General features: G+C 76.0%; 15 protein-coding genes and 1 pseudogene. 3 read left to right on the forward strand and 13 right to left on the reverse strand.

The genetic code is table 11. The features are described 5' to 3' along the window. Positions 1-169: 169 nt before the first annotated feature. From ACQKM2_RS04840 to ACQKM2_RS04890, 11 genes are all read right to left on the reverse strand, one after another. Positions 170-2728 (reverse strand): ABC transporter permease, encoded by a 2559-nt coding sequence (locus tag ACQKM2_RS04840; protein ID WP_427706608.1) that lies wholly within the window; start codon positions 2726-2728, stop codon positions 170-172. Positions 2729-2799: 71 nt separating this feature from the next. Next, positions 2800-3600, reverse strand: coding sequence for an ABC transporter ATP-binding protein (locus tag ACQKM2_RS04845; RefSeq protein WP_427706610.1), 801 nt, complete (start codon positions 3598-3600; stop codon positions 2800-2802). Positions 3601-3802: 202 nt separating this feature from the next. Then, complete coding sequence (locus tag ACQKM2_RS04850) at positions 3803-4480, reverse strand: response regulator (RefSeq protein ID WP_427706613.1); 678 nt, start codon at positions 4478-4480, stop codon at positions 3803-3805. After that, positions 4477-6171, reverse strand: a complete 1695-nt coding sequence (locus ACQKM2_RS04855) for a sensor histidine kinase (RefSeq protein ID WP_427706615.1) — start codon at positions 6169-6171, stop codon at positions 4477-4479. The genes ACQKM2_RS04850 and ACQKM2_RS04855 overlap by 4 nt, the downstream gene beginning before the upstream one ends. 93 nt (positions 6172-6264) lie before the next feature. Further along, positions 6265-7410 carry a galactokinase gene (gene galK, locus ACQKM2_RS04860; RefSeq protein WP_427706617.1) on the reverse strand — a complete coding sequence of 382 codons (1146 nt, stop codon included), beginning with the start codon at positions 7408-7410 and terminating at the stop codon, positions 6265-6267. Continuing rightward, positions 7407-8435 carry a galactose-1-phosphate uridylyltransferase gene (gene galT / locus ACQKM2_RS04865; protein ID WP_427706619.1) on the reverse strand — a complete coding sequence of 343 codons (1029 nt, stop codon included), beginning with the start codon at positions 8433-8435 and terminating at the stop codon, positions 7407-7409. The genes galK and galT overlap by 4 nt, the downstream gene beginning before the upstream one ends. Positions 8436-8647: 212 nt before the next feature. Then, positions 8648-9340 carry a M15 family metallopeptidase gene (locus ACQKM2_RS04870; protein ID WP_427706621.1) on the reverse strand — a complete coding sequence of 231 codons (693 nt, stop codon included), beginning with the start codon at positions 9338-9340 and terminating at the stop codon, positions 8648-8650. Positions 9341-9350: 10 nt separating this feature from the next. Continuing rightward, the gene (locus ACQKM2_RS04875; RefSeq protein ID WP_427706623.1) at positions 9351-12023 is read right to left on the reverse strand and encodes a SpoIIE family protein phosphatase; all 2673 of its coding nucleotides are present in this window, start codon (positions 12021-12023) and stop codon (positions 9351-9353) included. Between the two features lie 125 nt (positions 12024-12148). After that, the gene (locus ACQKM2_RS04880; RefSeq protein WP_427706625.1) at positions 12149-13996 is read right to left on the reverse strand and encodes a VanW family protein; all 1848 of its coding nucleotides are present in this window, start codon (positions 13994-13996) and stop codon (positions 12149-12151) included. 129 nt (positions 13997-14125) lie between these two features. Beyond that, the gene (locus ACQKM2_RS04885) at positions 14126-14533 is read right to left on the reverse strand and encodes a DUF2809 domain-containing protein (RefSeq protein WP_427706627.1); all 408 of its coding nucleotides are present in this window, start codon (positions 14531-14533) and stop codon (positions 14126-14128) included. Continuing rightward, positions 14527-14937: a hypothetical protein gene (locus tag ACQKM2_RS04890; RefSeq protein ID WP_427706629.1), complete on the reverse strand. Its 411-nt coding sequence runs from the start codon at positions 14935-14937 to the stop codon at positions 14527-14529. Before ACQKM2_RS04890 ends, ACQKM2_RS04885 begins: the two co-directional genes overlap by 7 nt. 420 nt (positions 14938-15357) lie before the next feature. Between ACQKM2_RS04890 and helR the strand changes: the two genes are divergently transcribed. The 3 genes from helR (at position 15358) to ACQKM2_RS04905 (ending at position 19841) form a co-directional block, all read left to right on the forward strand. Then, positions 15358-17553 (forward strand): RNA polymerase recycling motor ATPase HelR, encoded by a 2196-nt coding sequence (gene helR / locus ACQKM2_RS04895; RefSeq protein WP_427706631.1) that lies wholly within the window; start codon positions 15358-15360, stop codon positions 17551-17553. 129 nt (positions 17554-17682) lie between these two features. Then, positions 17683-19149, forward strand: a complete 1467-nt coding sequence (locus ACQKM2_RS04900; RefSeq protein ID WP_427706633.1) for a sensor histidine kinase — start codon at positions 17683-17685, stop codon at positions 19147-19149. Further along, positions 19146-19841 (forward strand): response regulator, encoded by a 696-nt coding sequence (locus tag ACQKM2_RS04905; protein WP_427706635.1) that lies wholly within the window; start codon positions 19146-19148, stop codon positions 19839-19841. Before ACQKM2_RS04900 ends, ACQKM2_RS04905 begins: the two co-directional genes overlap by 4 nt. An 87-nt stretch (positions 19842-19928) precedes the next feature. Here ACQKM2_RS04905 and ACQKM2_RS04910 read toward each other — a convergent pair. Together ACQKM2_RS04910 and ACQKM2_RS04915 are read right to left on the reverse strand one after the other, a co-directional pair. Then, positions 19929-20519: pseudogene (locus ACQKM2_RS04910) on the reverse strand (phosphatase PAP2 family protein); the annotation flags it as partial. Positions 20520-20690: 171 nt separating this feature from the next. Then, positions 20691-21278, reverse strand: coding sequence for a TetR/AcrR family transcriptional regulator (locus tag ACQKM2_RS04915; RefSeq protein WP_427706637.1), 588 nt, complete (start codon positions 21276-21278; stop codon positions 20691-20693). Between the last annotated feature and the right edge of the window lie 87 nt (positions 21279-21365).

The following is a 21365-nucleotide window of genomic DNA, read 5'->3' on the forward strand; positions in this document are numbered from 1 at the left end:
GCCGCGCGGGTCGTGTCGCGCGGTGACGGGCCCTGACCTCGGCAATTCCAGTCCGTCCGACCCCCCGTACGCAATGCGCCGTCCCGACCATCGGGACGGACTCCGGTCAGCGGAAGATCCAAAACGGCCCGGCCCGGCCGGAAGGCCGGGCCGGGCCGGGCCGTCGCGGTCAGGCCTCCGCCACCGCGTGCATCGGGGTGAGCGACGCGGCCCGGCGGGCGGGCAGCGCGGCCGCCGCGACGCCGACGCCGAGCGAGAGGAGGACGACCAGGGCGAGGGTGCCCCAGGGCAGGGAGAAGGAGTACTGCGGGATGGCCCCGTTGGCCAGGCCGCTGACCTTCCAGGCCCCGAACAGGCCGCCCGCGAGCCCGAGCAGGGTGCCGTACGCGGCGACCGTGAGGGACTCCAGGCGGATCATGGAGCGGACGCCGGCGCGGTCCATGCCGATGGCGCGCAGGACGCCGATCTCGCGGGTGCGTTCGGCGACCGACATGGCCAGCGTGTTGACCATGCCGAGCGCGGAGATGACCACGCCGATGGCGAGCAGCCCGAACACCAGGGTGATCAGGCCCCCGGCGACGCCCGCCTGCTCCCGCACCAGCTGGGCACGGCTCTGGACCTTCAGCAGCGGGCTGTTGTCGACGGCGGCGCGCAGCTGCCCGCCGAGGCCGGCGGAGCCGGACACGAGGACCCGCTGGACGGAGTCGCGCACGTAGCCGTGCTGCTGGACCTCACCCCGGTCGGCGAGCACGTCCTGCGCGGTGGGGTTGTCCTGGTAGACGCCGACGACGGTGTAGGAGCGGTCGCGGTCCTCCCCGGCGCCGGGGCCGATGGCCGCCCGCACCCGGTCGCCGGTGCCGATCCGGTTCTCCCGGGCGAAGGTGGCGGAGACCGCGATCCGGCCCGGCCCGAGGTCCTTGGCGGAGCCGCTGGTGAAGCGGAGCTTCATGACGGCCTCCACGCTCTTCGGATCGACGCCCGAGACCTGCCCGGCCCCGGCGCCGACGGAGACGCTGGAGTCCGCGACGGCGGAGGCGGTCCGGACGCCGGGGACGGCAGCGATCCGCCGGACGGCGGCGGCGTCGACGGTGCTGGTGGTGTTGCGGGTGCCGATGACGTAGTCGGCGCTCAGGCCGGCCGCCGCCTGGGAGTCCAGGGCCCGGCTGGAGGAGTGCTCGATGACGGCGAGCCCGGTCACCAGCGCCGTACTGATCATCAGGGCGACGGCGGTGGCCGCGGTACGCCGGGGGTCGCGCAGGGCGTTGTCACGGGCGAGCCCGCCGGCCACGCCGCCGAACCGGCCGGTGGCCCGGCCGATGAGCCGGACCACCGGGCCCGCCAGCAGCGGCGCCAGCACGATCAGCCCGGTCACGAGGACACCGCAGCCGAACATGGCGGTCCGCAGGTTCTCGTCGGAGGCGTCCTTCGCCCCGCCCAGGGAGAGCAGCAGACCCGCGCCGAGCAGGACCACGGCCGCGCCGATGGCCCCCCGGATCCGGGACAGCGTCGTGGAAGGCGGCTGTTCGGCGGTGCGCATCGCCTCGACCGGGGCGATCCGGGCGGCGCGCCGGGACGGCAGCCAGGCGGCGAGGACCGTGACGCCGACGCCCACCGCGAGCGAGGCGGCGACGGGGGCGGGGCCGATCACCAGCGGGCCGCTGGGCAGCAGGTCTTCCCCCGTGCCGAGCAGGCCGGGCAGCGCGGAGGCGACGCCGAGGCCCAGGCCGAACCCGATCACCGAGGCGGCCAGTCCCACCAGGGCCGCTTCCGCGAGCACGGAGCGGACGACCTGGCGGCGGGTCGCGCCGATCGCGCGGAGCAGGGCGATCTCCCGGGTCCGCCGGGTGATGAGCATGGTGAAGGTGTTGATGATGAGGAACGAGCCGATGAAGAGCGACACCACGGCGAAGAGCAGGGGCAGCCGGGAGTAGCTGCGGGTCTTGGTGCCGATGAAGACGGACTGCTGGTCGGCCTTGGCCGTCGCGGTGGTGGCTTCCGCCCGGTCGGCGGGCAGCAGCGCGCCGATCCGCCGGGCGAGGTCGAACCGGTCGGTGCCGGGCCGGGCCGACAGGTCGATCCCGGTGTAGCGGCCGGGCGCGGCGAAGAGCTGCTGGGCGGTTGCCTTGTCGAACACCGCGAGGGTGCCGCCGGAGGTGACCCGGGTGTCGGCGGTGGAGACGGTGCCGACCAGCCGCAGCTTCAGCACGGGGCCGTCGACGGCCAGGCTGACGGTGTCGCCGAGGGCATACCCGCCGGCCTCGGCGGTGCCCCGGTCCAGGGCCACTTCGCCGCCGTCGCGCGGGGCGCGGCCGGCCGTCAGCGGGTAGCGGGAGTCCTTTCCGTCGGGTCCGGGCACGTAGCCGGCGGCGAGCCTGCCCATCGCGTTGCCGGCCCGCATCGGCGAGCCGTCCTTCGCGGCCAGGGTCACCGACCCGTCGACGGCCGGACGGGCCGCGGCGACCCCGGGTACGGCCGCCAGCCTGGCCGCGAGCGCGTCGTCGAGGACGCTCGTACGTTCGTCGGAGGCGGCGCCGACGGGGTACTTGGGGTCGACGGTGACCGCGATGCCGGCGTAATCGCGGGCCATCGAGGCACGGTAGGCGGCGGTGGTGGAGTCGGCGAAGACCAGGGACCCGGAGATGAACGCGACACCGAGACAGACCGCGAGGACGGTCATGATCAGGCGCGCCTTGTGGGCGAGGACGTTGCGCAGGGCTGTTCGCAGCATGGTGGGGCTTTCGGGAGGCTCGGACGGCGCGGGGGCTCGGCTGGCGGGACGGGAGCGGGGGAGCAGCGCCGTCAGCTGGTCCGGCCCCGGGCCTCGAAGGCGAGCATCCGGTCCAGCACGGCGCCGGAGGTCGGCTCCCGCAGCTCGTCCACCAGGCGGCCGTCGGCGAGGAACACCACCCGGTCGGCATGGGCGGCGGCGACCGGGTCGTGGGTGACCATCACCACCGTCTGGCCCAGCTCCCGGACCGAGTCGCGCAGGAACCCGAGCACCTCCGCGCCGGAACGCGAGTCGAGGTTGCCGGTCGGCTCGTCGGCGAACACGATCTCCGGACGCGAGACCAGCGCCCGGGCCACGGCCACGCGCTGCTGCTGGCCGCCGGACAGCTCGGCCGGCCGGTGCGCGAGCCGGCCGGCGAGCCCGACGGTGGCGACGACGGTGTCCGTCCACGCCGCGTCGGGCTTCCGCCCGGCGAGCCGCAGCGGCAGGGTGATGTTCTCCAGCGCCGTGAGGGTGGGCAGCAGGTTGAAGCCCTGGAAGACGAAGCCGACCTTCTCCCGCCGCAGCCGCGTCAGCTGCCGGTCGTTCAGCTCGGACAGCTCGACCCCGCCGATCCGCGCCGAACCGGAGGTCACCGGGTCCAGGCCCGCCATGCAGTGCATCAGCGTCGACTTGCCGGAGCCGGACGGCCCCATCACCGCCGTGAACCGGCCCCGCGCGAACTCCACCGACACCGAGTCCAGGGCGGTGACCCGCGTCCCGCCCTTCCCGTACGTCTTGGTCAGCGCCGTCGCGCGGGCCGCCGGCTCGACCGGAGCCGGGGGCGAGGAGGGCGAGGAGGGCGCGGGGGACGGGGGAAACGCGTGCGACATGGATGCTCCACCTGAGGTACGACGGCCCGCGGAGCATGCCGCGAGCCGGGGGGACTCATCCATCCTCACCGCGCTGACCTGCGCGGACATCGGCCTCAAGGTGCGATTCGGCCTCTGCCGAAAGGGCGGGGCGGACCGGCTTCCCTCTGCCGGACGGCAGAGGCCGCGGCCGCCGCGCTCCGCCCCCGGGGAGAGCCGGCGGTCAGGAGGCCAGCCCGGTCCGGTGTGCCAGCAGCGCCGCCTGGACCCGGCTCGTCGAACCCGTCTTGTCCAGGATCGCCCCCACATGGGTCTTCACGGTGCCGGTCCCGATGCCGAGCCGCGCCGCGATCTCCTGGTTCGACAGCCCCTCGCCGAGCGCCGCGAGGACGTCCCGCTCACGGCCCGTCAGCCGGGCGATCCGCTCGTCCGCGGCCGTGCCGCCCGCGCCCGCCGGCTCACGGGCGCCCAGCATCCGGGAGATCACCGCCCCGGTGACCCCCGGGGAGAGCACGGCGTCGCCCGCCGCGGCGGCCCGTACCGCGCTGATCAGCTCCTGCGGGCCCTCGTCCTTCAGCAGGAACCCGGCGGCGCCCTCCCGCAGCGCCCGCACGACGTTCTCGTCGTCGCCGAACGTCGTCAGCATCACCACCCGCGGCGCCGGATCGAGCGCGAGCAGCGGCGCGATGGCGGCCAGCCCGTCGCACACCGGCATGCGGATGTCGACCAGTGCGACGTCCGGGTGGTGGACGGCGGCCAGTTCGACGGCCTGCCGCCCGTCCGCCGCCTCGGCGACCACCTCGATGCCGTCGGCGTGCCGCAGGATCAGGCGCACGCCGTGCCTGATCATCGTCTCGTCGTCGGCGAGCAGGACGCGGATCGGCCCGTCGGGCTCGGTCAAGGGGTCTCCCAGGGTGAGGCGTCCCGCACCGACGGGACGGTGAAACGGTCGATGGCGATCAGACGCCGTCCGGCGTCGAAGCAGTACCGGGCCACCAGCAGGCCGCCCTCGCGGATCTCGGTCGCGCCGTTGAACGGGTACGCGCAGCCGGCGGTGCCGGCCGGGCGCGGCGGCTCGTGCCCCGTCGCGGCCGCGCGCACGGCCTTGTTGTCGATGACGCCGAGCCCCGTCACCTCCTCGTACGTCATCCCGACCCGCGGCAGCGGCCGCGGCCCGGAGTCCGGCCGGGGCGCGCTGCCGTACACGAAGGCCGTCGCCAGGGCCATCAGCACGCACAGCGCCCCCAGCCCCAGGGCGAGCGTCAGCGCGTTCGCGGCCCCTCCCTCGGTGTCGCCGCCCTCCGCGCCGGAGACGGCACCGGCCCCACGGGGCCCGGCGGTGTGCGGGACGAGCGCGGCACCGGGCTCCGCCGGCAGGACCGCGTCCACCAGGAACCCGCCGGACGGCAGCGGGCCCGCGTCGAGGGACCCGCCGAGCAGCTCCACGCGCTCCCGGAGCCCCGTCAGGCCGCGCCCGGTGCCCAGGCTCCCGGCCGGGACCGGCGGCCCGGGCGGCGCGCCGTTGCGCACGGTGATCCGTACCGCCGCCGCCTCGTGCGCGACGCCGACGGTGACGTGGGCCGAGGGGGCGTACCGGTGGACGTTGGTCAGGGCCTCGCGCACCACCCGGTGCGCCGCCCGGCGTACCGCTGCCGGGCGGCCGTCCAGGTCCGGTCCCGTCCAGTCCAGCCGTACGGCCACCCCGCCGTCCCGGGACTCCGCCAGCAGCGCCTCGACGTCGGCGCGGGTGCCCGTCGCGTCCGTGAGGACGCCGGGACCGGCGTCCCGGCCCAGCGGACCGAGCACGCCGAGGACCTGCCGCAGCTCGTTCATCGCGTCCCGGGTGGTCCGGCGCACCAGCACGGCCTCCTCGCGCAGCTCCGGCGCGGCCCGCTCCAGGGCCAGTTCCAGGCCGCCCGCGTGCAGGGAGATCAGGCTGAGCCGGTGCCCGAGCAGGTCGTGCATCTCGGCGGCGATCCGGGAGCGCTCGTGGGTGCGGGCCTCGCTGTCGGCCGCCAGCCGGGCCCGCTCCGCCGCGTCCCCGCGCTCGCGCAGGGCCCGCACCAGACGCCGCTGCTGCCCCTGCGCCGTACCCACCAGACCCGGGACGATCACCGCCGTCGGGGCCAGCGCCAGCCCGAGGGCCAGACCGTACGGGACGCGCCCCGGACCCACCACGGGCGCGGCCGCCGTCGCGGTGGCCACCAGCAGGACCGCCGCCGCGGCCAGCGGCCGGGCACGCCGCCGCACCCGGACCGTCCGCCGCACCCGGACCGTCCGCCGGGCCAGGCCGTACGCGGCCACCGCCGCGAGCGGACCGGCGCCGCTCGACAGCCCGGTCAGCACGGCCAGGGCGAGCAGGACCGGCCCGGGGAACCGGCCGCGCAGCGGGAGGATCAGGGCCCCGGAGGCGATCACCAGCAGCTGGAACGAGGGGTGGGGCGCGAGGCCGGCCCACGCGACGGCCGCGAACACGCACAGGCCCAGCAGGGCCGCCCCGGCGGTCCCGGCCGCCGCGCGCGCCCACCCGGAGGGCAGGGGCCCGCGCGGCAGGCCGGGGGAAGGACGGGGGATCAGGGGAGTGCGCACCACGCTGACCAGTATTGACGCGGGCGGCGGCCACGGCATGAGCCTCGCGGTGGATCCGCGCCTCTGCCGAAGGACAGAGACGGCCGGGGGACCGCCTCAGGCGATCCGGCGGGCCCCCGCCGACGGTACGGCGTCCAGCACCGCCGGGCGGACGAACCCGGCCGCCGCGAAGGCGTCCGACACGGCCCGGCCCACGGACTCCGCCCGCCCGGCCGGCACCAGGGCGATCACGGAGCCGCCGAACCCGCCGCCGGTCATCCGCGCCCCCAGCGCCCCCGCCGCGACGGCGGCGTCCACCGCGAGGTCGGTCTCCGGGCAGGAGACCCGGTAGTCGTCCCGGAGGGAGGCGTGCCCGGCGGTCAGCAGCGGCCCCAGGGCCTCCGGCTCGCCGGCCGTCAGGCACTCCACGGCCCGGCCGACCCGGGCGTTCTCGGTGACCACGTGCCGCACCAGCGGGACGAGTCCGCCGGGGAGCTCGGCCAGCGCCCCCGCCAGCCCCTGCTCGCCGAGGTCCCGCAGGGCGGGCAGTCCCAGCAGCCGCGCCGCCCGCTCGCACCCCGCCCGCAGGGCGGCGTACGCTCCGTCGGCCAGGTCGTGCTTGACCCGGGTGTCCAGCACCAGCAGCGACAGCCCGTGCCCGGTGAGGTCGAAGGGGACCTGCCGGACCGACGGCCCCCGGCTGTCCAGGTGCAGGGCGCTGCCCTCGGTGCAGCACAGCGAGGCCATCTGGTCCATGACCCCGCACGGCACGCCGGCGAAGGCGTTCTCCGCGTACTGCGCCGCCCGCGCCAGCTCCGGCCGCTCCAGCCGCAGCCCGTACAGCTCGTCGTAGGCGACGGCCACCGCGCACTCCAGCGCCGCGGACGAGGACAGCCCGGCACCCGCGGGCACCGTGCTGTCCACGTGCAGGTCGGCCCCGCCGACGGGCAGGCCCCGCTCGCGCAGCGCCCAGACCACCCCGGCGGGATACCGGGCCCAGCCGCCGGCCGTGCCGGGTGCGAGGTCCGCCACCGCGAACTCGGCGACCCGGCCGTCGCTCTGGGCGCTGTGCACCCGCAGCAGGCCGTCGCCGCGCCGGCGGGCGGCGAGCAGGGTGGTCCGCGGCAGGGCCATGGGCAGGGCGAAGCCGTCGTTGTAGTCGGTGTGCTCGCCGATCAGGTTGACCCGGCCCGGTGCGGCCCAGACCCCCTCCGGCGGGTGGCCGTGGATCCGCTCGAACTCCTCGCGCACCCGCGCCGTCACCGTGCCTCCCGCAGTCGCCGGGCCGCCGTCTCCGGAGCCACGTCGTTCATGAACGCGTCCATCCCGGACTCCGTCCCGGCCAGGTACTTCAGCTTGCCGGCGGCCCGCCGGACGGTGAACAGCTCCAGGTGGAGGGCGAGTTCGCCGCCGCCGGCCGTCGGGGCCTGGTGCCAGGCCGAGACGTACGGGGTGGGCTCGGCCAGCCCGAAGAGCCGGTCCAAGCGGCGCAGCAGGTCCAGGTACAGCCCGGGGAACTCGGCCCGTTCGGCCTCGTCGAGGCAGGTCAGGTCGGGCACCCTGCGGTGCGGGTACAGGTGGACCTCGTACGGCCAGCGGGCGGCGTACGGGACGAACGCCGTCCAGTGCTCCCCGGCGAGCACCACCCGCTCCGTGGCCGTGCGGGCCTCGGCGAGCAGGTCCTCGAAGAGGTTCCGCCCGGTGGCGGCACGGTGGTCCGCCGCCGCGGCGAGGTGCTTGACGGTGCGCGGGACGGGCGTGGAGAAGGCGTAGACCTGGCCGTGCGGGTGGGGGAGGGTGACGCCGATCTCGGCGCCCCGGTTCTCGAAGCAGTACACCTGGCGGATGCCGGGGCGGGCCGACAGTTCGGCGGTCCGGTCGGTCCAGGCGTCCAGCACCAGCCGGGCCCGCGCGGGGGTGAGGCCGGCGAAGCCGGAGTCGTGCTCCGGGGTGAAGCACACCACCTCGCACCGGCCGGCCGCGCCGGACAGCGAGGGGAAGCGGTTCTCGAAGACGGCCACCTCGTAGTCGGCGGCCGGGATCTCGCTCGGCCGTCCCTCCCGGGACGGACACAGCGGGCAGGCGTCGGCGGCCGGCCGGTAGGTGCGGGACTGCCGGTGGGCGGCGATGGCGACCCAGTCCCCGGTGGCCGCGTCCCGGCGCAGCTCGGGCACGCTCACCACGGGGTCGAGCGGCCGGAGGTCCTCGGCGGCGCGGTCCCGGCCGGGGGAGCTGTCGTAGTAGATGAGCTCGCGGCCGTCCGCGAGTTCGGTGACGGTCCTGTGCACGTGCACGTCCTCGCCTCGGTGGGCCGTGGTTCGCGGGGCGGTCGGGGAGCCGGCCGCCGCGGCGGACGGCCGGGGTGCGCGACCCCTCCCCGGACGGGGCCGCCGCGGACCCGATGATACGGCCGTTCGTGGATCACCCGTGCGGCATCGGCCGCACCGCCCCGGACCGGCCGTCGGCAGCACGGGCGCGGCGGGGCCGCCGGCCCGGCCGGCTACCCGCCGTCGGCCGAGAAGTGCTGGTAGTCCGGGTTCGACCACCATTCGCCGCCCCAGTGCCAGCCGACCCGGCGGAACGCCCTGACCAGCACGCCGTCCTCGGTGATCGTCCCGGGGCGGTCCGGGTCCCGCCGAAGACGGGCCCGGCCCGCCGGCGGGTGCACCGTCCCGCGCCGGTCGACGTACGGGTTCTCGACCGGGTTGACGTCCACGGCCAGCCCCCACGAGTGCCGGGACAGCCTCCCGGCGTCCCCGGTCACCGGCCGGCAGTTGAAGGCCGAGGTGTTGTCGTCGGCCATCGCCGCGAGGTCGTCGCCGCCGTAGTCGGCCGCCACGCGCATCCGGCGGATCGGGAACCGGGCCTCCAGGGCCCGGCCGAAGACGTACAGCAGCGGCTCCACCGCGTCCTGGTGGACGACCAGCTCGCCCCGGTGGACCTTCCCGTCGAAGCCCCAGTGGTTCATCCGGACCAGCCGCAGCCGCTCCGCCGGCACCGGGCACCCGGCCCGCGGGCCCGCCCCCAGCTTCCCCGCCGGTACGCCCGACACCTCCGCCGCGAGCGCCGCCGTGACGGCCGGCACCGGCACCCGGGACCGCTCCCGCCCGGAGGGCGCGCAGCCGGGCGCCGCGCTCGCGCACAGCACGGCGACCGCGGTCAGGGAGGCGGACACGGAGTGCGGGGGGCGCACCCCGCCCACGCTACGGTTCGAGGTCCCCGAAGACGTCCAGGGGTACGCCGTTCGGGGTGCCCTGGAGGGTCTGCTCCGACCAGATGACCTTGCCGTCCGGGGTGTAACGGGTGCCCCAGTGCTCGCTGAGCTGCGCCACGAGGAACAGCCCGCGGCCGCCCTCGTCCGTGGTGGCCGCGTACCGCAGGTGCGGGGCGGTGCTGCTGCCGTCCCACACCTCGCAGGTCAGCGCGTGGTCGTGGAGCAGCCGGACCCGCACCGGGGGTACGCCGTGCCGCAGGGCGTTGGTGATCAGCTCGCTGAGGATGAGCTCCGTGGTGAAGGCGAGCTCCTCCATCCCCCACTCCTCCAGCTTGGCGGACGCCAGGTTCCGCACGACGCCGACCCCGCTGGCCCTCGGCGGTACGTCCCACTGCGCGACCCGGTCGGGCCCGAGGGTCCGGGTCCGGGCGATGAGCAGGGCCACGTCGTCGGTCGGCCGGGCCGGCAGCATGGCTTCGAGGACCGCGAGACAGCTCTCCTGCGGGTCCCGGTCCGGGTGGCTCAGCGCCTCCCGCAGCAGTTCCAGCCCTTCCTCGATGTCCCGGGTCCGCTGCTCCACCAGCCCGTCCGTGTACAGCACCAGCTGGCTGCCCTCCGCCAGCCGCAGCTCGGTCGTTTCGAACGGCATGCCGCCCAGCCCGAGCGGCGGCCCGGCCGGCAGGTCGACGATCTCCGTGCTGCCGTCCGGGGCGACCACCAGCGGAGGCAGGTGCCCGGCCCGGGACAGGGTGCAGGCCCGGGACACCGGGTCGTACACGGCGTACAGGCAGGTAGCGCCGAGCATTCCGCCGGCCCCGTCGGTGTCGTCCTCGTCGATGCGCTGCACGAGGTCGTCGAGCCGGGCCAGCAGCTCGTCCGGCGGCAGGTCGAGGGAGGTGAAGTTGTGCACCGCGGTACGCAGCCGCCCCATCGTGGCCGCCGCGTGCAGCCCGTGCCCGACCACGTCCCCGACGACCAGGGCGACCCGGCCGCCCGGCAGCGGGATCACGTCGAACCAGTCCCCGCCCACCCCCGACTGCGCGGGCAGGTAGCTGTGCGCCGCGTCCACGGCGCTCTGCTCGGGCAGGCCGCGCGGCAGCAGGCTGCGCTGGAGGGTGACCGCCAGGGTGTGCTCACGGGTGTAGCGGCGGGCGTTGTCCATGGCCACGGCGGCCCGGGCGACGAGTTCCTCGGCGAGCGACACGTCGTCCTCGTCGAAGGGCTCGGGCTTGCGGGCCCGCCAGAAGTTGACCACGCCGAGGACCACGCCCCTGGCCTTGAGCGGCGCCGCGATCAGGGAGTGGATCCCGTACTCGATGATGGCCTTGGCCCGGCGGGGGTCCTGGACGCGCCACCCCGGCGCGTCGCCCAGGTCGGGCACCAGCTCCGTCCTCCCCGTGTCGTAGCCGCGCGCCTGCGGGGTGGTGGGCTTGAACTCGATCACCCGCCCGAGCGGGTACAGCGGGTGGTCCCGGCGGATGCCGCTGACCGCGGTGCGCCGCATGTCGGAGCCGGGGCCGGGCTCCTCGCCGTCGAGCACCGGGCCGGCCAGGTCGACGGTGACGTAGTCCGCGAACCGGGGCACGGCGACGTCGGCGAGCTCCTGGGCGGTCCGCTCCACGTCCAGGGTGGTCCCGATGTCGCCGGTGGCGTCGTACAGCAGCCGCAGGCGCTTGCGGGCCGCCTCGGCACGGCCGGTGAGGACCTGCATGTCCGTGGAGTCGCGGATGGTGACGGCGGCGCCCTCCGGCCGGCCGCGCGGATGGGTGGGCCGCTGGTTGACGACGAGCAGCCGGTCCCCGGTCTCCAGCACCTCGTCCGTGGCCACCCGGCCCGAAAGCAGCAGGTCGGCCATCCGGCTGTCCAGGCCCGGCACCTCGTCGATGCGGCGGCCCTCGGCCTCCTCGGGCAGCCCGAGCAGCCGCTTGGCCTCGTCGTTCGCCAGGACCAGCCGCCCGTCCCCGTCGGTGATCACCACACCCTCGCGGACGGAGTGGAGCACCGCGTCGTGGTGCTCGTACATCCGGGTCATCTCCTGGGGGCCCAGGCCGCGCGTCTGCCGGCGCAGGCGGCGGCTGGTCAGGGCGGTGCCGGCGGTGGCCAGGGCCAGGCCGGTCGCCATGGCCAGCAGGATCACCGGGAGCTGGCGGTCGAAGGCGCCGCTCACGTTCTCCACGGTCAGGCCCGCCGACACCAGCCCGACGACCCGGCCGTCCGGGGCGGTGACGGGCACCACCGCCTGGATCTCCTTGCCGAGGGGCCCCTGCACGCTCTCGGTGTGCACCCGGCCGGCGAGGGAGGGCTCGATGTTCCCCACGAAGCGCTTGCCGATGCGGTCCGGCTTGGGATGGCTGTAGCGGATCCCGTTGGTGTCCATGACGACGATGAAGTCGACCCCGGCGGCCTTGCGGGTGACCTCGGCCAGCGGCTGGAGGGTGGCGGACGGGTTCGCCGTCCGCAGCGCTTCCTGGAGGTCGGGGGAGTGCGCGAAGGTCTCCGCGACGGCGACCGACCGGTTGCGCGCCTCACGGTCGACGTCGTGGCGGGACTGCAGGAGCAGCGCCAGGAGGGCACCGGCGGCGAGCAACACCACGATCGCCACCTGAAGGACGAACACCTGTCCGGCGACGCTCTTGAATCCCTTGCTCAGGGGTGACCGCACCGAATTGCCCGGTACGGCTGGCGAGGAAGGGTCACGTCCCCAGTTGTAGCACCTGGGGCCCCTCCGGCGCCCGGCGGAGCGCGCCGCGCGCGCCGCCGGTCACCGCGGGTGAGGGCTCTTTCCCCCTACCGGCCCTGTGCGGCGGCCGCCTGGGCGGCCGTCGAGGAGCCGCCCGCCGTCGCGGTGCCCGGCGTCGTGGTGCCCGGAGTGGGGGCGCCGCCGGGTGCCGTGCCGGGTGCCGTGCCGGGCGCGGTCTCCGGCTCGCAGCTGACCTCGTCGCGCGGGGTGTAGTGCGTCTTGTACTCCTCGCGCTTGACCTCCTGGCCGTTCGTGACGAACACCCGGCCGACGGCCACGTCGAAGCCCTCCAGGGGCGTCTGCACCTCGCACTTCGGCCCGGCGGCGTTGATCTTGGCGGGCGGCACGACGTTGGTGCGGGGGCCCTTGGTCGCGCGGATCTCGTCGTACTTCTTCGTGCCGAGCAGGGTGATCGTCAGCGAGGTGTCCGTCGAGGAGGCCTTCACGTACACCGGGTGCCCGGAGTCGTTGAGCCAGCGCAGGTCGAGGCTGCCCCAGGCGACGGTGGCCTCCCGGCCCTCGGGGTAGCGCTCGATGTAGAAGGAGTGCGCGCCGTGCTCCACGGGCTCCAGACCGGCGAAGAACATGGCGTTGTACATCGTGGTGGCGACCGCGGAGACACCGCCGCCGGGCGACTTCACGTACCGGCCGTCGTTGATCATGATCCCGTCGACGAAGCCGTTCTCCTCGGTGCGCTCGCCGACCGTGCGGTTGAAGCTCCACTCCTTGCCGGGCATGACCACGGAGCCGTTGATCAGCTCCACGGCGCGCCCGATGTTCGTGGTCCGGTACGGGGCGGCCGGGAACTGCACGGTGAAGGAGGACATCTGCTCCTTGATGCCGAGGCGCTGCACCTCGGCATCGGTGAGCTCCGGCTCGACGGCTTTGGTGGCCACCTCGGCGCTCCGGCCGGCGCCCGAGCGGGTCAGCGCGGGCAGCACGGCCCGGCCGAGGGCCTCCCCGGTGACCTCCTGCCCGGCGCGGCTGCTCTGCGCGACCACCACGCGTCCGGCCGCGTCCACGTCGAGCGCGGCGTCGCGCGGCTGCCCGGCGGCCTCGGCGACGGGGCCGGCCACCGCGGGGTCGGCGAGCAGGGCGTCGGAGTCCAGGGCGGGCACCAGGCGGCCGCCCGCGTCGGGGTTCATCTCCAGGTGCTCGCCCAGGACCGCGGGGCTCACGGGTATCCGCGTACCGGCGACGCTGAGGGTGACCGGCCCCGACACGGCGGGCCGGGCGAACTCGCGCAGGGCCCGCCCGGTCTCGTCCGCGCCCACGCGCGGTTCGGTGCGGTCGACGGGCAGGGCGACGGGGGCGCCGGCCGGGCGGAGGTAGGCGTCCCGGAGGGTGTCGAGGGCCTGGTCCCGGACCACGGTGACGCCGGTCCGGGCGGGGACGACCCGGGGCTTGCCGGCCTCGAAGGCGATGGACCCGTCGCGGACCGCCTGGGCGGTGTCCGCCACGAGCCGGTCGACGCCCGCGCGGGCGGCCTGCTCGTCGGTGCGGATCACGGGCTCCAGGTCCGGGTCGCCGGAGGCGAAGAGCCTGCCGATGACCTCGACCGGCCCGTGGCCCGCCCGGGAGGCGCGCTCGGCGGTCGCGGCGGCGTCCAGGGACAGGCCGACGGAGGCCGGGGCGACCTGCTCGACGCGGTCCCCGATGCCCGCCGGGATCGGGGCGCCGGCCCGCGGACCGAGTTCCCGGACCAGCGTGCTCTGCGCCGCCGCACGGCTCATGCCGCCGATCTCGACGCCCCGGACCCGGGTGCCGTCGGCGACGTCGTCGCCCACGGCGAGCCCGGCGGCGTAGAGGCCGCCGAAGCCCAGTACGAGGGCCCCTCCCGCCACCGGCAGCGCGATCCGCCAGTTCTTGCCCGTCCAGCTGCCCGCAGGTCGCACGGTTCTCCCTAGTGGCGCCGACCGGCCGCCGACGGCTCTCGGGCCGTGGCAGGGGGGCGCGTAGACGACAGTTCCGGTCAACCATCATGAACCCGGAAGAGCGCCATTCGGGTGAGAAGGTAACCGTTCTCACAAAACGGACAAAGGCCTCGCTGTGGTGCGGGAGCGGCGCGCTCGCAGGCCCGCCAGGACGAGCCCGCCGGCCGCCGCGCCCACGGCGTACCAGAGCAGATCGGGCGCGTTGAAGGTGGACCCGAGCACCAGCCGGGCCACCGTGCTGCGCCGGGAGAGCTCCGCCGGCACCGCACTGAGCTGGAGGAACTCCACCGCCCAGCTGACGGCCAGCGCGGCCGCCGCGGCCCGCGGCGCCGCCAGCCGGGGCGCCACCAGCACCACCAGGGCCAGCACCAGGACGGTGTACAGCGCGTCACCGCCGTACTTCGCCACGTCCCCGCCGGCCACCGCCCGCAGACCCAGCCCCGCCGCGACCACCACCACCGCGGCACCCGCGGCGGCCAGGCGCGCCCGGATCAGCACAGGTCGCCGCCCGCGTCGGCGAACAGGTCCGCGGGCGTCCCGTCCAGGACGAACCCGTTGTCGAAACGGACCCGGACCGTCACGCCGGGCCCCAGCTCCTGGTGCGCGGTCCACTCCGGCTCCAGGGCCGCGAGCTGCTCCTCCAGCTGCCGCCTGCTGCCCTCCGGCATGGCGTGCCCGAAGGAATCGAAGAGCGACTTGAGGCGCGCGTACTCGCGGACGCCGTGGCCCTCCCGCCGCTCCACCCGGTCCACCCGCTCGACCGTCCCCGCCGTGCCCGCCGCCAGAGCGAGGAACCCGGCCACGGGCACGGGCGGGGCGCCGGAGCCGTCCGCCGCGGCCAGCGCGTCGGCGAGCCCGATGTCGGCCGTCAGCGTCACCCGCCGGCCTTCCTTCAGCGTCATGGATCCTTCGTCTCCCCGGTCGGTGCGCACCCCCGCCGCTCGGCGCGCGGCGACGCCATTATCCGCCGCCGCCCTCCCGCCCCCACCGCCGGGCCCCGCCCGGGCCGGCGCGCCGGGGGTCCGGGCGGGCGGGGCCTCAGGGGGTCCGGGGCGCAGCCCCCGGGGGCACCTCCCAGCGGTGGCTGGGGGAGGAACGGGCGAAGGGCGGGGCGGGGAGCAGCCCGCGCAGTGGCACCCGAACCGGCGGCAGAGCGCCGGACATGACAAAGGCAAGGAGGTGAACCCACTCCTTGCCACTCTCAAGTTATAACGCACCGGGGGGCTTGCGGCAAGGCCCCCGTCCTCCCGCAGAATCACCGGCCTGAGCCAAAACCGCCGCAACACACGGGTCGCGAACGACCCCGGATCGGAGCCGCACCAGTGCCCCCGCTGACCACCAGCGTGTTCGACCTTGCCGACCACCTCTCCGCCAAGGCCGCCCCGGAGCTCGTCGCCGGCGACGAGCGGCACTTCGCCGCCATCGGGGAAACCCTCGCGCAGACGATCGCCGAGGTGTCCGAACGGCTCGACGCCGCGCGCAGGGCACCCGGGGGCGTCGGCCGGGAGGCCATGGACCGGGACGCGGAGATCCACCGGCTGACCGCCCGCCTGCGCCTGCTGCGCCGTTTCGGCCTGGACCTGTGCCTCGGCCGCATCGTCCTCGCCGACGACCCCGAACCCCTGTACGTCGGCCGGTTCGGCCTGACCGACAGCACGGGCCGCCGGCTGCTCGTCGACTGGCGCTCGCCGGCCGCCGAACCCTTCTTCGCGGCCACCCACGCCAACCCGACGGGTCTGGCGAGCCGCCGCAGGTACCGCTGGAACCGCGGCCGGATCGGCGACTACTGGGACGAGGTGTTCACCGTCGACGCCCTGGAGGGGCACGCCGCGCTCGACGACCAGTCGGCGTTCATCGCGAGCCTCGCGGGCAACCGGTCGTCCCGGATGCGGGACGTCCTCGGCACCATCCAGGCGGACCAGGACGCCATCATCCGGGCGGGATCCCGCGGCGCGCTCGTCGTCGACGGCGGTCCGGGCACGGGGAAGACCGTGGTCGCCCTGCACCGGACCGCCCACCTCCTCTACGCGGACCCCCGCCTGGGCCACCGCCGGGGCGGCGTGCTCTTCGTCGGCCCGCACCGCCCCTACCTGTCCTACGTCGCCGACGTCCTGCCCAGCCTCGGTGAGGAGGGCGTTCAGACCTGCACCGTCCGCGACCTCGTCGCCGAGGGCGCCACGGCGGTGCCCGAGAGCGCCCCGGAGGTGGCCCGCCTGAAGTCCTCCGCGGGCCTGGTGAAGGCGATCGACGCGGCCGTCCGGCTCTACGAGGAGCCGCCCGCCGGGGGGATGACGGTCAGCACCCACTGGGCCGACGTCCGGCTGACCCCCGGCGACTGGGCCGCCGCGTTCGGGGCGGTCGAACCGGGCACCCCGCACAACGAGGCCCGCGAGCAGATCTGGTCGGAACTGGTCGCGATCCTGCTGGACAAGCACCTCGACGAGGGCGACGGGTACGGCGACGAGGACGGGGAAGGGGACGACCTCTCGCCCGAGCTGCTGAACAGGTCGCTGCGGCAGAACCGGGAGCTGGTGACCGCCCTCGACCGCGCGTGGCCGATGCTGGAGGCCACCGAACTCGTCGCCGACCTGTGGACGGTCCCCGCCTACCTGCGCGCGTGCGCCCCCTGGCTCAGCCGCGAGGAGGCGGCCCGCCTCCGGCGCGAGGACGGCGAGCGCTGGACGGTCGCCGACCTGCCCCTGCTGGACGCCGCCCGGCACCGGCTCGGCGACTCGGGGGCCTCGCTGCGCGAGCGCCGGCGCGAGGCCTCCGCCGCCGCCGAACGCCGGCGCATGGCCGACGTCATCGACAGCGTGGTCGCGGCCGACGCCGACGGCGAGGGCGCGGTGACGATGCTGCGCGGCAGGGACCTCCAGGACAGCCTGATCGACGAGACGGCACTGCCCTCCGCCGACCGGGACCTGCTCGCGGGCCCGTTCGCGCACGTCGTCGTGGACGAGGCCCAGGAACTGACCGACGCCGAATGGCAGATGCTGCTGCAGCGCTGCCCCTCCCGCAGCTTCACCATCGTCGGGGACCGGGCCCAGGCCAGGGAGGGGTTCCCGGAGTCCTGGCGGGAACGGCTCGAACGGATCGGGCTCGACCGGATCACCATGGCCTCGCTGAGCGTCAACTACCGCACCCCGCAAGAGGTCATGGCCGAGGCCGAGCCGGTCATCCGGGCGGCCCTCCCGGACGCCAACGTGCCGGCGTCCGTCCGGAGCACCGGCATCCCCGTCGTCCACGGGTCCGCCGCCGAACGGGACGCGGTCCTCGACGCCTGGCTCTCCGCGCACCCGGAGGGGATCGCCTGCGTCATCGGCGACCCCTCGTTCCGCGCGACGCCCCGCGTCCGGTCGCTGACCCCGCGGTTGTCGAAGGGGCTGGAGTTCGACCTGGTGGTCCTCGTCGACCCGCAGGAGTTCGGCACGGGCGTGGCGGGCGCGGTCGACCGCTACGTCGCGATGACCCGGGCGACCCAGCGCCTGGTGGTCCTCACCGGAGCCGGCCGGCGGTAGTGGACTTTCGGCGGTGCCGCGGGACGGGCCCGGTTGCGTAGGGTCGCGTCCGTGAGAAGAACGATCTTGAGCTACCGGACGGCACCAGCACCAGCACCGGCACCGGCACGGAAGCGGATACCCGTTCCGGTGCTGTCCGCCGGCCTGTTCGCCGGGGCGGTGGCCGGCGTCGGCACGGGCGTGTCCACCCTGTGGTGGGGTCTGCCGGCGGCGGTCTGCGCCTTCCTCGCCGGCCGGCAGCCGGGCCGTGCCCGGAGCACGGCGGCGGCACTGGCCGCGGTCCTCGCCGCCGCCGTGGTCTGCGTACTCCTCGTGCCGGCCTGGCTGGGGTGGGCGAGCCGGTTCGTCGGGCTGCTCCTCGTGGCGGCGATGCTGCCCTGGTTCGCGGGCCGCTTCCTGCGCCAGTACCGCGAACTCGTACGGGCCGGGTGGGAGCGGGCCGCACGGCTGGAGCGGGAACAGCGGCTGGTCGCAGAACAGGCCCGGCTGCGCGAACGGACCCGCATCGCCCAGGACATGCACGACCTCCTCGGCCACGACCTCAGCCTCATCGCCCTGTCGGCGGGGGCGCTGAAACTCGCCCCCGGGCTGCCGGACGAACACCGGGCCGCCGCCCAGGACATCCGGGCCAGGGCGGGTGCCGCCGTGGACCGCCTCGGGGAGGTGATCGGGGTCCTGCGCGAGCCGTCGGAGCCGGCGCCGGGGTCCGGGCCGGCCGCCGGACTCGCCGAGGTCGAGGGGCTGGTGGACCGGGCCGCCGCCGCGGGACTGGACGCGCGGCTGAGCGTGGAGGGCGTACCGGACGGCGCCGGCCCGGCCGGCGGCGCGCCGCCGCCCGCCGTCGGGAGGGCCGTGCACCGGGTCGTCCAGGAGGCCCTGACGAACGTCGCCAAGCACGCCCCCGGGCACCGCGCGACCGTCCTCGTCCGCCGGACCGGGGACCGGACCGAGGTCACCGTGACCGACCACCCGGCGCCCGGGGCCTCCGGGCGGCCCCGGGACCGGACCCCCCGGCCCGAACCGGCCGCAGGGGCCCCGGCGGCCGGGGAGGAGCACCGCTTCGGCCTCATCGGCCTGGACGAACGCGTCCGGCTGGCGGGCGGCACCTTCACCTGCGGTCCCGAAGGCGAAGGCTTCGCCGTACGCGCCACGCTCCCGCACCGCCCCGGGACCGCGGCGCCCCCGCCGCCCGCCCGGCCCGCCGGGGCACTGCCCCCCGAGCACCGGACGGCCCGTCGCCGGCTGGGCCGTACCGCCGCCGCGGCCGTCCTCGTACCGCTGTGCACCTGCGCCCTGCTGATCGGCGCGGTGCGCGCGTGGGACACCTTCACCGCACGGCAGTCGGTCCTCGCGCCCGCCGACTACGCCCGCCTGTACCCGGGCCGGCCGCGCGCGGAGGTGGCGCGGTACCTGCCCGAACGCCAGACGACCCGCCGCCCCGCCGCTCCCACGCCCGAACCCCGGGACGCGGTCTGCGAGTTCTACGTACAGACCGCCGACCCGTTCGACGACCGCTCGGGGGACGTCTACCGCCTCTGCTTCCGGGCCGGGCGCCTGGTCTCCACCGACGAGTACACCGGGAAGGACGTCCGATGATCCGGATCCTGATCGCCGACGACGAACCCATGGTCCGCGCGGGCGTCCGCGCGGTCCTCGCCTGCGATCCGGGCCTCACCGTGGTCGCGGAGGCCGCCGACGGCCGACGGGCGGTGGAACTCGTCCGGCTGCACCGCCCGCACGTGGCGGTCCTCGACATCCGGATGCCCGGGACGGGAGGCCTGGAAGCCGCCGCCGAGATACGCAGGACCGTCCCCGGGACGGGAGTGGTGATGCTGACGACCTTCGGCGAGGACGAGTACATCCTGCGGGCCCTGGGCGAGGGCGCCGCCGGCTTCCTGATCAAGTCGGGGGAGCCGGAGGAGCTGATCGCCGGCGTCCGGGCCGTCGCCGACGGCGCCGCCTACCTGTCACCGAAGGTCGCGGCCCGGGTCGTCGCCCACCTGGCGGCGGGCGGCGCGGGAGCCGCCGCCGCCCGCCGCTCCACGGCGCGGGCCAAGGTCGATGCCCTGACCGGCCGCGAGCGGGAGGTGCTCGGGTACCTCGGCAGCGGATTCTCCAACGGCCAGGTCGCGCGCCGCCTGGGGCTCGCGGAGGGCACGGTGAAGGCCCACGTCAGCTCCATCCTCGCGCGCCTCGGCGTCGACAACCGGGCCGCGGCGGCGGTGGTCGCGCACGAGGCCGGCGTGGTCCCGGTGCCGTCCGGCCGCACCGAGGCCGAGCAGGGCTGACACCGGCCGTACGGCGTACGGCAGTACGAGGAGCCGTACGGCCACCGCGGCCGCCGTACCGAGCACCGCGCCCGCCAGGACGTCGTGCGGGTAGTGCACCCCGGCCGCCACCCGCAGCAGCGCGGCCGCCGCGCCCACCGGCAGCGCCAGGGCGGCGAGCCGGGGCCGTACGAGGACCACCCCCACGGCCAGCGCGACCGCCAGGGTCGCGTGGTTGCTCGGGAAGGACCAGTCGCCCGGCTCGGGACACACCGCCTGCGCCCGGATGCCGGTCAGGGCGCGGCAGGGACGCTCCTCGTCGACGAGGAGCTTGACGGCCTCGCTGGTCGCGTAGGCGAGGGCGGTCCCGGCGGCGGCCGCCGCGGTCCCGGCCAGTTCCAGGGCGTCCCGGCGGCGCAGGGCGCTCCAGGCCGCCCAGAGCAGCAGCAGCCCGAGCAGCAGCAGGGTGCCGTCGCTGGCCGGTTCCACGAGGGCCCGCGCCCATGCCGGGCCGTCGGCCACGCTCCCGGTCAACGCCCGGTAGCCGGCGGCCGACCAGCCCCCGGTGACGTGCACCGGCGCGTCCGTGCCCACTGCTGCGCCGGGGGCAAGCCACACCACGGCCGCCGCTCCCGCACCGGCCGCGGCCACCGCGAGCAGCGGGCGGCGCCCCCGACCCCATCTCATGATCGATTCCATGCCCCGACGGTAGGAAGCGCGCGGTCCGCGCACCCTGGCCGAACGGCTGCCCGCACCCCCGACGATCGTCGGGGTTGACGGGGTTGACGGGGTTGACGAGGTGGACGGGGTCGCCGGGGCGGTGGGAGTCGCGGCAGGAGCGCCCGCCCGGCGGCCCGGCGCCGGTCCGGGTCAGGCCGTCCCGGTCAGCGCCCGCACCAGACGTTCGACCCGGCCCCGGACCGAGGGGTCCGCCCCGGCCGGTCCGGTCATCAGGAGGTGGTGCAGCGTTCCCACGAGCGCCAGCGCGGCCGACTCCACGTCCACGCCGGCCCCCACCCGCCCGAGGGCCTGCTCCGCGCGCAGGTAGCCGCCGACCGCCCGCTCGATGGCGTCGAACCCGGGGGCTCCGTCCGCCCACGCCTCCCGCACCCGCCGCGCCGCGACCGGCCGGGTCACGGCCAGTCCCACGAGACCGGGGTCCAGGGACAGCACCGCGGACGCCACGTCCGCGAGGTTGTCCGCCACTTCGCCCGAGCCCGCCCTGGCCGGGAGCTGCTCCGCCCGGGCGGCGGCCGACCCGAAGCGGAAGAGGACGAGCTCGGCGACGAACTCGTCCAGGCCGGCGAAGCGGGTGTGCAGCACGCCCTTGGCGCAGCCCGCCTCCTCGGTCACCGCCCGGCTGGTCAGGGCGGCGGCCCCGTCCCGGGCCAGCACGCGGTCCGCCGCATCGAACAGCCGCTCCCGCAGGCCTTCGATGGCCACTCCTCGCGGTGACATCAACATCCTCCCGGTGTAAGGGGATTGCCAGTATGGGCATGCGCCCATACTGTTTGGGCACTCGCCCATTCTAGGTGGGCGCCCATC

Origin of the sequence: Streptomyces sp. NPDC004126 (genome assembly GCF_050275515.1) — a bacterium.
Taxonomy (GTDB): domain Bacteria; phylum Actinomycetota; class Actinomycetes; order Streptomycetales; family Streptomycetaceae; genus Streptomyces.

Excerpts from the sequence above, each read along its gene's own strand:
- ACQKM2_RS04840 (WP_427706608.1), bottom strand. The coding sequence starts at position 2,728 with ATGCTGCGAACAGCCCTGCGCAACGTCCTCGCCCACAAGGCGCGCCTG.
- ACQKM2_RS04845 (WP_427706610.1), bottom strand. The coding sequence starts at position 3,600 with ATGTCGCACGCGTTTCCCCCGTCCCCCGCGCCCTCCTCGCCCTCCTCG.
- ACQKM2_RS04890 (WP_427706629.1), bottom strand. The coding sequence starts at position 14,937 with ATGACGCTGAAGGAAGGCCGGCGGGTGACGCTGACGGCCGACATCGGG.
- ACQKM2_RS04905 (WP_427706635.1), top strand. The coding sequence starts at position 19,146 with ATGATCCGGATCCTGATCGCCGACGACGAACCCATGGTCCGCGCGGGC.
- ACQKM2_RS04915 (WP_427706637.1), bottom strand. The coding sequence starts at position 21,278 with ATGTCACCGCGAGGAGTGGCCATCGAAGGCCTGCGGGAGCGGCTGTTC.